Origin of the sequence: Acinetobacter sp. YH12040 (assembly GCF_013420005.1) — a bacterium.
Taxonomy (GTDB): Bacteria; Pseudomonadota; Gammaproteobacteria; order Pseudomonadales; family Moraxellaceae; genus Acinetobacter; species Acinetobacter amyesii.
This window is the reverse complement of sequence record NZ_VOZB01000002.1, coordinates 105725-118929: the sequence shown is the minus strand read 5'-3', so window position 1 is coordinate 118929 and position 13205 is coordinate 105725. Positions and strand designations below refer to the sequence as shown.

Here is a 13205-nt window from a genome sequence, read left to right as displayed (position 1 = left end):
TCCAATACTGTTTAATATAAAACGATACGTAGCGTTTCGTTTTTAAATTATGAGTGAAACTGAAAAAACTTCTCGGCGTAAGCAATGTATCTTACAGGCAGTCACAGATGCTTTAGCGGAAAGTGATTATCGAAGCATGACCATTGAAGATATTGCGGCTCGTGCAGGCGTGGGAAAATCGACGATTTACCGTTGGTGGAAGCATAAGTCCGATCTGGTTTTCGATGCTTTTAAAGCGCACACCGCGTCGGTGTTTGAACTCGATTTATCAAAAAGTTTAGAGTTCAATCTAAATCAACAATTGCTCAAACTATCACGGGCTTTAAATCAGCACGTGGGTCGAGCATTGCTGGTTGTATTTGCGGAGCATCGTGAAGCAGCGGGTGAGTTTTTTAAACAGTATTTATTACCTCGACGAGAAGCGACACGTGAGCTGATCCAATTGGCCATTCAACGAGGAGAAATTCGCGCAGATTATCCTTTCGAACTCATGTTGGATATGTTGTATGGCCCGATTCATTATCAGATCATTTTCTTTAATACCCAGCCAGATGAAGACTATATCAAGCGACTGGTGCAGTTGGCGCTAAACCCGATTTTTACGCAGTCCCAAGCCACGCGTAGCAGCGAGACAATGACCTCATGACTACTCAACATCAGGCATCGCTATGGAACAAGTCTTTCGTTTTTTGTCTGTGTAATAACTTGTTTTTATTTAGCTATTACTTTGCGCTGCTGACAATATTGCCCATTTATATTATGAAAGAATTGGGTGGTTCGATTCAGCAAGCGGGTATGGCTTTAACGCTGTTTTTGGTGTCATCCATTGCGATTCGTCCCTTTTCCGGCATGATCATTGAGCGTTTTGGTAAAGCCAATTCTGTGCGTATTTCAGGCTTTATCTTTGTCGTTTTTGCGCTGAGTTATTTGTGGATTGACAGCATGTGGTCGTTGTTGGTCATTCGTTTTTTACATGGTTTTTGGTTCAGTATATTAACCACGGTCAATGTTCCCATCGTAAATGATTACATCCCAGATCATCGAAAGGGCGAAGGCATGGGCTACTTTGTCATGTCGACCAACTTAGGCGTGGTGATCGGGCCATTTTTAGCGCTGAGTATGATTCAATTCAGCAGTTTTAGTACCTTATTTGCAGTATTAGCCTTATTGGTTGCAGTGGGCTATATTTTTACGTGGTTAGTTCAAATACAAGAATACGTACAGCATAAATCAAGTGATCAAGCGAGCCAATCCGCAGCCATCCAATGGTGTGATGTGATCGAAACACGGGTACTTGCCATCAGTTTTGTGGCATTGCTGACTGCATTTGCATATTCGAGTGTGATGAGCTTTATCACCGCTTATGCAGAGTTGAAGCATTTACTCGCTTATACCAGTATCTTTTTTATTGTCTTTGCTGTGTCGATGTTGCTCGTCCGTCCTTGGGTTGGCAAAGTCTATGATCGTAAAGGCCCGAGTGCAGTCATCTATCCATCCTTTATTTGCTTTGCCATTGGTTTGGTGGTTGTGAGTTTTCTCACGAATCAATGGGTGCTTTGGATATCGGCAGTTTTTATGGGCATCGGCTACGGTTCAGTGTTCCCATGCCTGCAAACGGTCGCGATTCAAACGGTAGAAAAAGCCCGAATGGGACATGCGATATCCACCTTTTTTGCCTTGTTTGATATTGGCCTTGCTGTCGGTTCGGTCATTATGGGTGTGCTGATTGCATACTTTGGATTTCAGGCAACCTATTTATTTTGTGCGGTGATGGTGCTGTTCACTACGTGGATGTATCGTCTATTCGTGGCAAACCAATTCAAACGCAGTGCTTTAGGAGCTGAATAATGGAATTACGACATCTACGATATTTTGTTGCGGTTGCCGAAGAGCTAAATTTTACCAAGGCTGCGCAGCGAATGTGTACTGTGCAACCTTCTTTAAGTCAGCAAATTAAAGACCTAGAACAGGAAGTTGGGGTGCAATTATTGATGCGAACCAACCGAAAAGTTGAGCTGACTGCAGAAGGTCAGGCCTTTTTAAAAGAAGCGCGTTTGAGTTTAGAGCATGCTGAAAAAGCCATGATAGATGCGCGTCAAATTGCGCAGCTCAGTAAAGAACAACTGAATATCGGCTTTGTTCCTGTGGCTGAAATGAAGGTCTTTCCTTATATCATGCCGAATATCCGTGCTCAGTTTCCTGAGTTAAAAATTCATTTTCATAGTTTAATGGATGTCGATCAGATCAGTGCAGTGCGTAAAGGGGAGATTGATATTGCCTTTACCCGTTATGTCGAAGAGAGCCCTGATATAGAATCTGTCCAGATTTTTACTGAGCCTTTGGCGCTGATTGTACCGAAAAATTCGCCTGTAGCAGAACAGCGGCATATCAGCATTAAAAACATGAATAATCAGGATTTTATTATTAGTGATGAACACTCATCACCTGAGCTATACCGAATTATTCAAGATTTCTTTAAGCAAAATAAACTGAATGTGAACTTGGTACAGCATTCGACCAATATTTTGTTAAATGTCAATTTGGTCGGTATGGGCGTGGGGTGGAGTTTGGTGCCGTCTTATGTCATTCCATTGCTCGGTGATAAAATATTGGTTAAAAGTACCGTTGAACCTTTGCCGACCATTGGTTTGTATGCGAGCTATCGAAAAGATCGTAAAAATGATGCGATCGAGTTGATTTTAAAAGTATTAAAAGAGCAGTTCTATATGGGCTTTTTCTAAGCCTTTAAATATTGCCCTAAGATTTAAATGAAAAAAATCCCGAATTAAGCGCTTCGGGATTTTTTATTTATCGTATTTTTAATCATAGATTAAATGAAGAATGGAGCTTGTTCAGCTCATTCATTTAAACCATTTTTGTAAATAGGGTTTCATCACACGGTAGGCAATCAAACAGATAATAATAATCAGATAGAGTGGCCAAATCGTAATGAGAATAACCAGCAGGCTCAACACAAATTGCCAACCTTTTTGAATACCGTACCACGCTCTTTGCCAAAAACTATCGCCATTTAATTGAGCAATAGCATCAAGGTTAATATCGATATGTTCACGGACAGTGGCAGGTTGAGTAAAGCCAATCACAATCGTGCTATAGCGGACACGATCTTGAACTTCTAAGCGGGTCAGGCGTGAGATTTCATTGACTTGCGCTGCTGCTACATGGTCTGGCACGACCGTTGTTTGCGACATTTTTTCTTCGAGTAGTTTTAGCTCATAGCGTTTTGCCGAATATTGCTGACGGTTCAAAAAATGCATTAGTGGTAACAGTTGATTGACGAAATGTGCAGCTTTTTCACTTGGCACACGAATGATCATTTCCGCGTTCGGATTTACTTTTTCAAAGATTTTAATTTTGCCGTCAGTAATCGGGTAGGATTGACTCTCTTGCACCATAAAGTCGATATTTTTCTGTTCAATAAAGCCACCTAAACTTAGCGTGAGTTTTTCAATTTCTAAGGCCGTTTTAACGACATCTTTCGACTCAAAACTGACATTGGCTTCTCGAACCATTTTACGAGAGGCTTCGGCTGGGTTGACCTGCTCATTTAAAATAGTTTCAGGTTTTTGTGTTGTTGCAGGCGTGGTAGACGGCTCATTGGAAGTGCTTTCCGCTGCTTGATCTTGCTGTGTACTGACTTGAGCAGGTTGTGCATCTGCGCTGGCTTCAGTTGCCATTTCTTCGGTTTTCTTTGAACAGCCTGAAATTAAAATCACCGTTAACATGGCAATTAAATATTTATTTTTCATAGATGTAGAGCTCAATTGTTTGATTATCAGAAAGTCGGAGTAAATACTTTTTGCTTTAAATATAGATTCAAATTTAGCGTAATTATTAGTCGGGCGTATTGTATCGGAAAGTGTTTAAAGCAGGGATGAACGCAACATAATTCTACATAGAGCCGCGTATAGTCATAGATAGAACAACAAGGAAGAAAATAAGGATATCTACAATGAACCCAACAATGAAACTCTACAGCAATCCACGCTCACGCAGTAATACCATTCTGCCTTTATTGAAAGAATTAAATATCTATTGAAAGAATTAAATATCGAGTCAGAAGTTGAGATTATTGAAGTGCCATATGAAGAGATGTATCAAGCGGCATATCTCAAGATTAATCCCATGGGCAAAGTTCCCTGCTTGGTCGATGGTATTGTCGTGATTAGTGAGACCGCAGCCATCTTTAGTTATTTAGCCGATAAATTCAGTGACAAAGGTTTGGCACCCGCCTTGGATGATCCCAAACGTGGTGAATATTTGAAATGGATGTTTTTCTGTCATGGTCCGCTGACTGAATACATGGACATGAAAAATGTCGGCATTAGAACTGAGTTGATGGATGAGAAACGTGGCAGTTTGAGTTTTGGTAATGAAAAAATACTTTTAGATTTTATTAAAACAGGGCTTGCGCAGGCCCAGCCATATCTGTTGGGGGGTAAAATTAGCGCAGCAGATTTATATTTGGCTTATTGGATGGTGTATGCAATTTCATTCAAAATATTGCTATATTTAGATGAATTTAAACCTTTTATTCAGCAGATTCAGCAACGTGAATCGGTAAAAGATGTGCATTGGTTTCAGTCGGTTTAACTTGGATACTTATTTGATTAATGACTGAACGTGGTATTGCTATATGTCTATTCATATAACTCTTTCTTTGAGAACTAAAAAGAAAGAGTTTTAAATATCAATCACGAAGATGCTAAAGCGATTTTAATTATTGCCTAGATAATGTATGGCATATATTGCGCTAAATTAAATAGACTCAATCGTTGTTGGTTCTATTTAAAAAATCATGGGCTTCATCATCAGATAGAGGTGGGCCTAAATCTCTTTCAAGTTTGGCATATATTTCGAGTAGTCTTTTTTGTTGTGGATCCATATCTAAGGCACGATGCTGCTGATATGTTAATTGATCATTAATCCAATCATAATGCTGAACCGCAGCCCCTGCGAAACTGGTTTTCAAATGGAGTTTGTAATAACCAGAAAATTTATGTTTCTTGGTATCTAGACAGAGATACGCGAAGGTAGACCAACCACTTTCGGGAAATTTAAGGCGAGCTCGGCAGGGCTTCTTTTCTAGTGTAAATGTGGGTGAATAGACTTGGCCTTTTAGAATGATATTTTTATCTTGACCAAAATATTGAGTTTGTAATGCAAATAAAGCAAGAATCACTGTGGTGAGAAAAAAGCTGGCAATGACTGAATAAAAAAATGAAATGTATAAATAGAAGGACAAAAAATTAGATTCTTCGTTTTTGTTCACATCTTTTTCTAAGCGTAATAAATAGCAATTCAAAGAAATAAGAAAACAGAGGCAAAAAACGAAAATAGGTAACCAACTATTGGCATGAAAATGATGTATCTCTACGAAAATGAGTGAACAGATAAAAATAAAACCTAACAAACTATAAATGAATAATTTCTGAAATCTTTTTTGCATTTTGCGAAGCTTATAATTATGTATTGAACGATTATAGCATCTGATGTTTATAGTGATTGTAGAAAAAAATCACCATGCTTTATGCATGGTGATTTTTAATTCTTGCAGATCTATTTGGATTATTAAGCATGCAATTTTGCAAACAATTGTTGGCTCACGCTATCTAAATTTTGTGGAATTGCAATCGCTGCAACAAAGCGGTCTGGGCGAAGAATCGTAACAGATTCAGTGGTTTTACCAAACCAACTACGAATATCAGTACCAATATCACCAATCGTAATCACATTGTCGTACTTGGTGCGATTTTCATTGCTAAGCTGAACAGCAGGCAATACTTGGATAAATTTAACGCCCAATTTTTGCCATTTTTTTATGGTCGCATCTGACAGACCCCATTTCGGATCGACGCCCCAAGCAATGATTGCAAAGTCGTTACCGATGACTTCATCGAGTAGGACTTTCTCACCAGATTCAAGTTGAACATGTGGTTGAATGAACATTTTACCCACAGGTGAATCTTTAACACCGTTATTGATCAATGCACCGTCGTTGTACTTCGGCATTGGCTTGAAGCGCATTTCCAATAGATATTGTTTGATCGGTTTGATGTAATTGAGCGCATAGGCAATACCATCACGCACAAAACCTTGCCATTTTTTTGGTGGCGCAAGGACATGACCCGCCATTACAGAAAGATCAATCATCGCTTTGGCATGATCTTTACGTTCAACTTGGTATGTATCTAAAAGCGCAGGGCCAGCTTTGCCTTGTACAACCATAGCAACTTTCCACGCAAGGTTGAATGCATCACGCATACCACTGTTATACCCTTGACCTTGCCATACTGGCATGATGTGCGCAGCATCGCCTGCAAGTAAAATACGGTCTACACGGAATTTATCTGCAATACGGGCATTGTGGGTATAAACACGCTGACGAATCACTTCAATACCATCGGTCGTTGGAAGTACTTTCGACAATAATTTGGCAATGTTTTCAGGTTTGCTTAATTCTTCTTGAGTTTCACCAGGCATCACCATAAATTCGAAACGACGAATACCGTGTGGAAGTGCAGCAGATACATAAGGACGCACAGGGTCACAGCATAGGTAAATGTGTGGCGTTGCAAGTGGGTCATTATTGATGTCGATCACGATCCATTGGTTCGGTGCAGTTTTACCATCGAAGCCAATGTTGAGGGTACGACGTACTACTGAGTTACCACCATCACAAGCAATCAAATACTGCGCTTGAATTTTTTCAGCTTCACCGTCTTTATTTTGAATATTGAGCGTTACACCATTGGCATCTTGGCTAAAATCAGACAATTGACGAGAGAATAAAACATTTGTGGTTTCGTACTGTTTTAAACCTTGTAGTAGTACATTATCGACTTGCGGTTGAATAAAGGCATTACGACGTGAGAAACCAAATTCACGAGTGAGCGGTTGAATGTCTGCGAAACAACGACCTTTAGGGGTTAAGAAACGCATCGCGTGGTTCGGTGTCGTATGCGGTAACACTTGGTCCACTAAACCTAATGATTGGATGGTACGTAATGATTCATCATCAATACCAATCGCACGTGGGTAGTCAATCAGGCTGTCCAGTTGTTCAATCACAGTGACATTGACGCCTTGCTTACTTAAGTAGTTTGCAATGGTTAAGCCGACAGGACCTGCGCCCAGAATGGCAACTTCCGTTGTGTAATTTGCTTTATTGCTCATGCGTAAACATCCAATCACTTCACATATGCCACTATTAAGTTCTAAACAGAGACTTTCAACAAGCTAGGCATAAGTCGAAACGATGAATCGAATTGTCGTGTTTTTTGCAGGGTTTTATTTTAAGTGGATGATATATATTTATTTATATGAAAATCATCAATCATTTTGAATGATTTATCGATCATTAAAATCTATCAATCAGTGGCTTTGAGTATAAAAAAGCCGAACCATTTTTCAATGATCCGGCGACTTTAATTCATTTAGCACAACATTTTATTAGTGAGGGATAAATGTTGAGCAGCAGACTAAATGAATTTAGCGTGTGGAGTACGCTATTCGTCTATTACTGAGCAGGTTGAGCAGCAGTACCTTCAGCATTTGCTTCTGAAGCAGGTTGAGCAGCAGTACCTTCAGCAGCAGTTGTTTCAGTCGCTGGCTGTTCTTGAGTGCTAACCACTACTTTTTCTTGTTCAGGCGCTTCTTGTTTATCTTTGCTTGCAGCAAAACTTGTTGCAGCTGCAGCAGCTAGAGTAGAAGCAAGTAAAATTTGAGTTAATTTCATTTTGAGCATCCTTATATATTTTAGTAAGTCCTGAAAAGATCATCACGTCCATCAGGAGAGAACTCATGCTAAATCGAGAAAACCGAGTGATCAATGCGAGCAACAAAGTGAAACAGACTGGTTAACTGGATGAATACATAACCTTCCATCCTGTGTTTTAAATGTAAAAAAATATCGGAATCTTCATTTAACTTTGCAAGAAAAAATGACCAAATCGACTTCATGATTCATTCATTGTTTACATGATGATTACATCGATGTCGTAAATAAGCAGAATCCAGAAATTTCGATAAAATCCAAATGTAAGGATTCTTTTCGATATGACCATTTTTTTTAATATAAGGGTTAACTTTGCCAATAAAGTGTGACCAGATATGTCATGCATTCATGCAAATGGAATAACAGGCTGTTTAACAGCCAGATCATCATTCAATGCCTCGGATACTAGGCTGATCTATGCTTTAGAAAAATGAAGACAGAGAAATGAACACTAAGCTTGCAGCATTTTTTTGAAATCATTATGGTAAAGGCCATTAATCATTGGCTATTTATTTGAGTGACTCACTTTTGAAATTAGTTTCTACCCACGGTGCGATTCCTGTTCATATTATTTCTGGCTTTTTAGGTGCGGGTAAAACCACAGTTTTACAGCAGTTATTGAAGCAAAAGCCAGCGGGCGAAACTTGGGCCGTACTGATGAACGAGTTTGGACAAATCGGGGTCGATCAACAGATGTTGCCGCAAGATCAGGGCTTTGCGGTCAAGGAATTATTGGGTGGTTGTCTATGTTGTAGCAGTCAACTGCCGATGCAAATTGCGTTGTCACGATTATTGTCAGAGGTGAAACCCGACCGACTGTTTATTGAGCCGACAGGTTTAGGGCATCCGGGACAACTTTTGGAGCAATTGACCGAGCCACATTGGCATCCGCATTTAGCCATGCGAGCATTGGTGACCGTGGTCGATGGCTCACGCTTACATGATCAAGATTGGACGTCACAAAACCTGTATGCCGATCAACTCAAAGTGGCACAAATCGTTGTGGTGTCTCATGTCGATTGTATGAGTGATGCCGATCAAGCTGGTTTGGAACGACTCAAACAAGCATATTTACCGTATCAGCAGCAATGGATCAATGTTGTAAAAGGTGATTTAAAACTGGCAAATATTGATCTCGCCTATGTGGGAAGTCCACGTAAAATTCAGCCTTTATTGGCGATACAAAAGCAAATGCTGGTCGATGTGCCCACAGAAATTAAACAGTTGCCTTATCATTATGTTGAATCCGCTCAGGGCTATAGTGTCGCAGGTTGGAAACTCCCAAAACGATGGACCTTCGACTTTTTTGAGTTGTTAGATTTACTCTGTGAGCAGCAAGATTGGCTACGGATCAAAGGTATTTTTCAGACAGACCAAGGTTGGAAAACCTTTAACTTTAATCCCGATCAGTTTAATTATCAGTCGAGCGAGGAAAGTATCGATAATCGTGTCGAAATTATTTACCAAACTGAACGTGAATGGCTCGAATTTGAAGATCGCTTAATGCAGTGTCGTATCGATGCCGAGAAAGCTGAGAAATAAGTAAATCAGCGCAGCAAAAGCTTGCTAAATCTTATATGCTAGGCGCCAAATTTGAGGACTTTACCATGGCGCTAAAAGCTACAATTTATAAAGCAGATTTGAACATTGCCAATATGGATGTACACCAATATGGTGATTATCAATTGACGATGGCTTTGCATCCTTCTGAAACGATTGAACGTTTGATGGTACGTGTCTTGGCATATGCACGCTATGCAGATGAAGCATTAGAATTTACCAAAGATCTTTTCGAAACAGACGAACCAGCGCTGTGGGAAAAAGATTTAACAGGTCAATTGGTGAAATGGATTGAAGTCGGTTGCCCTGACGAAGACAAAGTCAAAAAAGCCAGTGCACGTTGCCCACACGTTGCTGTGATTAGCTATGGTTCTTCAGTAGACGAATGGTACAAACGCAACAGCAAACTGAAAACCCTGAAGAATGTTGAAATTTGGCAATTATCTGAAGCGAGTACAGCTGCCATTCAAGAGTTATGCGAACGAACCATGTCTTTACAATTAAATGTGATGGATGGCGAATGGACTTTGATTGGTGATAAAGCTCAAGCGGTGATTGAATGGACACAATTGCAATAAGCATTTGATGTGATTTAACTCATCACGATGGATGTGAGTTCAGGCTTGCATCCTGACTATAAAATTCGGTATATCTACAAACAATGAGAAAATTTTAAAGATGGGGAGCAGCCGATGTACCCTGATTTTTATTTGTTATTTGTGGCGCTTATGATTGGCGCTGTCATTGGTGCGGAACGTGAGTACCGAAGTAAGTCGGCAGGTCTGCGCACCATGATTATGGTCAGTTTAAGTTCATGTTTATTTACTATCTTATCGTTACGTATCGGCGTTGATAGTCATGATCGAATTGCGGCCAATATTTTGACTGGCCTCGGCTTTTTGGGTGCGGGGGTAATTTTTAAAGATGAAAATCGAATTTCAGGCATTACCACAGCAACTACCATTTGGATGACCGCTGCCTTAGGCATGGCTGCGGGAGCGGGCTATGTCATGCTGAGCTTGATTGGTACGGTGATTGTGCTGATCGTTTTAATTGTTTTGATTTATATTCAAGCGTGGATTGAAGCGAAAAACCAAGCACGGAGTTATCGTATCGTTTGTCACTTTCGACAACAAACGCTGGATGACTATGAAGAGCTGTTTAAAACCTATCAAATGCAAGTGGTTCGTAGTGTGCGACATAAAACTGAACATAAAATCAGTGGGCGTTGGATCTTAATTGGCTCTGCGACAAACCATAGAAAATTAACTCAAGATCTAATGAATGATCAGGATATTCTGGAGCTCAATTTTTAACAGCGTATTTACTACGGCATCCAAAGTAATCCTGTTTATAATAGGGTTTTATTTTGATTGCGGCATTTGAGGTTGAGAGCATGAGCAAAGAATTAGAAATTATTGACTTAGTGGTAGGCGAAGGTAAAGAGGCGGTTAAAGGTGCTTTGATTACAACTCACTATACTGGTTGGTTAGAAGATGGTACTAAATTTGATTCATCATTGGATCGTGGTAATTATTTTGAAACGGTGATTGGTACAGGCCGTGTAATTAAAGGTTGGGATCAGGGCATCATGGGGATGAAAGTCGGTGGTAAACGTAAGTTAATCGTACCATCACATTTGGCTTATGGTGAGCGTAAAATGGGTAATGTAATTCCTGCCAATTCAAATCTTATTTTTGAGATTGAATTGTATGACGTAAAAACTCGCGATTAATAGATCAATAGTTTTAGATCAATGACATGGACGTTATTGATCAATTGGATAAAATAGATGTTGTTATTTTTGTCTTTTACCGTAGATTAGAATAATTACTCGAGTATAAACGCAGGAATCAAAGCCATTGTATTTACAGTTGCCTTGTACCAGATTGTTCTGGGTTTTTACCTTTATTATTTTTACACTGGCATTTACTGTATCGACTGTTCAAGCACAGTATGAAACTGCGCCTAAATCATTTTATTTAAAGCATCAAAACGAAGTTAACCAAATCTACTTCACAGAAGATACCAGTAGCCTATTGCAAGGCAAATGGTTGTTTTATCCAAATCAATTTTTAACGTCTCCAAGTTCAGTTCTGGTCGGTCAAACGGTCTATCTGCCTGCTTCATTTAAAGACATCACAGGGGACAGTAAGGGTTTTGGGACATTTACTGGACATTTCCAAATCCCCAAACAATTTATTGGCCGTCGTATCGCAATATTGATTCCAAATCAGTACGGTGCGTATCGGGTATTTTTAAATGGTGATGTGATCGTCCGTTTGGGTGAAGTGGGACAAACTGAAGCAGAACAAAAAACGGAAAATGCGCCGCGAATTGCCTATTTCGTCGCTCAAGATGAATATTTCACCTTAACCATTCAAGCTTCGAGTTTTAACAGTATGCATGGCGGTTTTGAAAACCCAATGCGCATTGGTATTGCCAAGACGGTAAACCGCCAGTTCCAACGACAAATGATGAGTATTGGAATGGTGTCGGGCGCCGTTTTGGGTGTGGGACTATTTACGATCCTATTTTCTGTTTTCCGAGGTTTACGCGGTCGCAATAGCCGAAGTAATTTGGTGTTTGGCTTATTTATTGTCTTTTTAGCACTCCATAATTTATTTTCAGCACCTTATGCCTATACAACTTTTACCGATATTAATTGGTTGTGGGGCACGCGATTAGAATACTTATTTACCTATTTGGCATCGATTTTCTTTTTAAGTTATATCCACTTGCTCAGTCGTCGCTATTTATTTACCTTAAATTATCAGATCGCGATGTTGCTGTTGTCGTTGAATATTTCAGTGACTTTTGTTTCGACGCCTGAAATTTTTCAACCTTTGGCAACTTACAGTTTTGCCTATGTGATCGTTGTTCTAAGTAATTTTGCTTATGGTTTTTACCTAACACTGAAAAAGAAAGAGCCGTATTCAAAATTAAATTTAATCGCGGTTATTTTCCTGTGCATTACTTTTTTAAACGACTTTTTGCTGATGATGAATTTGATTGATTCCGTCAATTTATCGTTCATTTCAACCAGTTTGTATGCCTTGTTGATCATGTTTCAGCAATCGCACCATTATGCACAGCAGTCGATGCATACCGAGCAGTTAAATAATAGTCTGCTTGAGCTAAACAGTTCACTCGATCAGAAAGTCAAAGAGCGCACCTTACAGCTCCATGAGCTGAATAAAAAATTAGAGCTACAAATTCGTATTGATGCCTTAACGGGGGCATTCAATCGTCGTGCTTTGAATGCAGAAATTCAACGTTTATATTCAGAAGTCCGTTTTCATAGTCATCGAACATTGGTCTTTGCCATGTTAGATGTCGATTATTTTAAAAATTATAATGACCACTATGGACATCTCAAAGGCGATGAGGTGTTACAGCAGATCGTGAAAACCATGCAAAATACCCTGCCAAGTTCAGCCTATGTGGCTCGCTATGGGGGAGAAGAGTTTGCCATATTGATGCATGATGTTCCGTATGCGATTGCCCAAGAACAATTGCAATTGGTACTCGAAGCCATGCGTAATGAACAACTTGAACATGTTAATCGGGGGGATGACAAAAATTACGTCACACTGAGTTTGGGCATGGCATGGATGGATAAGCAAAATGACTTCGACAGTATCGAAGCCTTAATGAAGCATGCAGACCATTATTTATATATGGCTAAACAGGCAGGACGCGATCAACTTAAGCCTTGATACTCCGTTGTAAACGGCGAAAACTTTGCGGTGCTATCGCTAGTATCCTTTGCCAATACTTATTTAGATTGATCTCTTTTTAAACTCACCTATCATAATCATCCTATTTGAAAATCTATCTTTTTATG

12 protein-coding genes and 1 pseudogene are annotated in these 13205 nt (G+C 39.7%); 9 read left to right on the top strand and 4 right to left on the bottom strand.

All coding sequences use genetic code 11. From position 1 onward, the window contains the following. Positions 1 to 49 precede the first annotated feature (49 nt). The 3 genes from FTT99_RS02820 to FTT99_RS02810 are packed head-to-tail and all read left to right on the top strand — an operon-like array spanning position 50 to position 2741. A complete protein-coding gene (locus tag FTT99_RS02820; RefSeq protein WP_180130089.1) occupies positions 50 to 646 on the top strand; it encodes a TetR/AcrR family transcriptional regulator in 597 nt (198 codons plus the stop codon). After that, on the top strand, positions 643 to 1848 hold the full coding sequence (locus FTT99_RS02815; RefSeq protein WP_180130092.1) for an MFS transporter: 1206 nt from the start codon (positions 643 to 645) through the stop codon (positions 1846 to 1848). The genes FTT99_RS02820 and FTT99_RS02815 overlap by 4 nt, the downstream gene beginning before the upstream one ends. Then, complete coding sequence (locus FTT99_RS02810) at positions 1848 to 2741, top strand: LysR substrate-binding domain-containing protein (RefSeq protein WP_078191428.1); 894 nt, start codon at positions 1848 to 1850, stop codon at positions 2739 to 2741. The genes FTT99_RS02815 and FTT99_RS02810 overlap by 1 nt, the downstream gene beginning before the upstream one ends. Positions 2742 to 2861: 120 nt before the next feature. On the opposite strand, the gene FTT99_RS02805 is transcribed toward FTT99_RS02810, so the two are convergent. Continuing rightward, positions 2862 to 3770: a DUF4349 domain-containing protein gene (locus FTT99_RS02805; protein WP_180130095.1), complete on the bottom strand. Its 909-nt coding sequence runs from the start codon at positions 3768 to 3770 to the stop codon at positions 2862 to 2864. A gap of 215 nt (positions 3771 to 3985) precedes the next feature. Here FTT99_RS02805 and FTT99_RS02800 point away from each other — a divergent pair. After that, positions 3986 to 4614 (top strand): annotated as a pseudogene (locus tag FTT99_RS02800) (glutathione S-transferase family protein). A gap of 175 nt (positions 4615 to 4789) precedes the next feature. On the opposite strand, the gene FTT99_RS02795 reads toward FTT99_RS02800, so the two are convergent. The 3 genes from FTT99_RS02795 to FTT99_RS02785 all read right to left on the bottom strand — a co-directional run bounded on the left by FTT99_RS02795 (position 4790) and on the right by FTT99_RS02785 (position 7759). Continuing rightward, positions 4790 to 5293: a hypothetical protein gene (locus FTT99_RS02795; RefSeq protein WP_180130098.1), complete on the bottom strand. Its 504-nt coding sequence runs from the start codon at positions 5291 to 5293 to the stop codon at positions 4790 to 4792. A gap of 299 nt (positions 5294 to 5592) precedes the next feature. Continuing rightward, on the bottom strand, positions 5593 to 7197 hold the full coding sequence (locus FTT99_RS02790) for a bifunctional 3-(3-hydroxy-phenyl)propionate/3-hydroxycinnamic acid hydroxylase (RefSeq protein WP_180130101.1): 1605 nt from the start codon (positions 7195 to 7197) through the stop codon (positions 5593 to 5595). 343 nt (positions 7198 to 7540) lie between these two features. Further along, positions 7541 to 7759: a hypothetical protein gene (locus FTT99_RS02785; RefSeq protein WP_180130103.1), complete on the bottom strand. Its 219-nt coding sequence runs from the start codon at positions 7757 to 7759 to the stop codon at positions 7541 to 7543. A gap of 567 nt (positions 7760 to 8326) precedes the next feature. On the opposite strand from FTT99_RS02785, the gene FTT99_RS02780 reads away from it, so the two are divergent. The 5 genes from FTT99_RS02780 to FTT99_RS02760 all read left to right on the top strand — a co-directional run bounded on the left by FTT99_RS02780 (position 8327) and on the right by FTT99_RS02760 (position 13077). Beyond that, on the top strand, positions 8327 to 9340 hold the full coding sequence (locus FTT99_RS02780) for a GTP-binding protein (protein ID WP_180055507.1): 1014 nt from the start codon (positions 8327 to 8329) through the stop codon (positions 9338 to 9340). Positions 9341 to 9405: 65 nt separating this feature from the next. After that, the gene (locus FTT99_RS02775; RefSeq protein WP_180055506.1) at positions 9406 to 9936 is read left to right on the top strand and encodes a YaeQ family protein; all 531 of its coding nucleotides are present in this window, start codon (positions 9406 to 9408) and stop codon (positions 9934 to 9936) included. A gap of 114 nt (positions 9937 to 10050) precedes the next feature. Further along, a complete protein-coding gene (locus FTT99_RS02770; protein WP_180005309.1) occupies positions 10051 to 10674 on the top strand; it encodes an MgtC/SapB family protein in 624 nt (207 codons plus the stop codon). A gap of 80 nt (positions 10675 to 10754) precedes the next feature. After that, complete coding sequence (locus FTT99_RS02765) at positions 10755 to 11093, top strand: FKBP-type peptidyl-prolyl cis-trans isomerase (protein WP_180005310.1); 339 nt, start codon at positions 10755 to 10757, stop codon at positions 11091 to 11093. Between the two features lie 127 nt (positions 11094 to 11220). Beyond that, a complete protein-coding gene (locus FTT99_RS02760; protein ID WP_373684795.1) occupies positions 11221 to 13077 on the top strand; it encodes a diguanylate cyclase domain-containing protein in 1857 nt (618 codons plus the stop codon). The last annotated feature ends 128 nt before the right edge of the window (positions 13078 to 13205 follow it).

Bases quoted from the DNA above. Each gene is read 5' to 3' on its own strand.
- FTT99_RS02820 (WP_180130089.1), top strand. From the start codon at position 50: ATGAGTGAAACTGAAAAAACTTCTCGGCGTAAGCAATGTATCTTACAG.
- FTT99_RS02815 (WP_180130092.1), top strand. From the start codon at position 643: ATGACTACTCAACATCAGGCATCGCTATGGAACAAGTCTTTCGTTTTT.
- FTT99_RS02810 (WP_078191428.1), top strand. From the start codon at position 1,848: ATGGAATTACGACATCTACGATATTTTGTTGCGGTTGCCGAAGAGCTA.
- FTT99_RS02805 (WP_180130095.1), bottom strand. From the start codon at position 3,770: ATGAAAAATAAATATTTAATTGCCATGTTAACGGTGATTTTAATTTCA.
- FTT99_RS02790 (WP_180130101.1), bottom strand. From the start codon at position 7,197: ATGAGCAATAAAGCAAATTACACAACGGAAGTTGCCATTCTGGGCGCA.
- FTT99_RS02785 (WP_180130103.1), bottom strand. From the start codon at position 7,759: ATGAAATTAACTCAAATTTTACTTGCTTCTACTCTAGCTGCTGCAGCT.
- FTT99_RS02775 (WP_180055506.1), top strand. From the start codon at position 9,406: ATGGCGCTAAAAGCTACAATTTATAAAGCAGATTTGAACATTGCCAAT.
- FTT99_RS02770 (WP_180005309.1), top strand. From the start codon at position 10,051: ATGTACCCTGATTTTTATTTGTTATTTGTGGCGCTTATGATTGGCGCT.
- FTT99_RS02765 (WP_180005310.1), top strand. From the start codon at position 10,755: ATGAGCAAAGAATTAGAAATTATTGACTTAGTGGTAGGCGAAGGTAAA.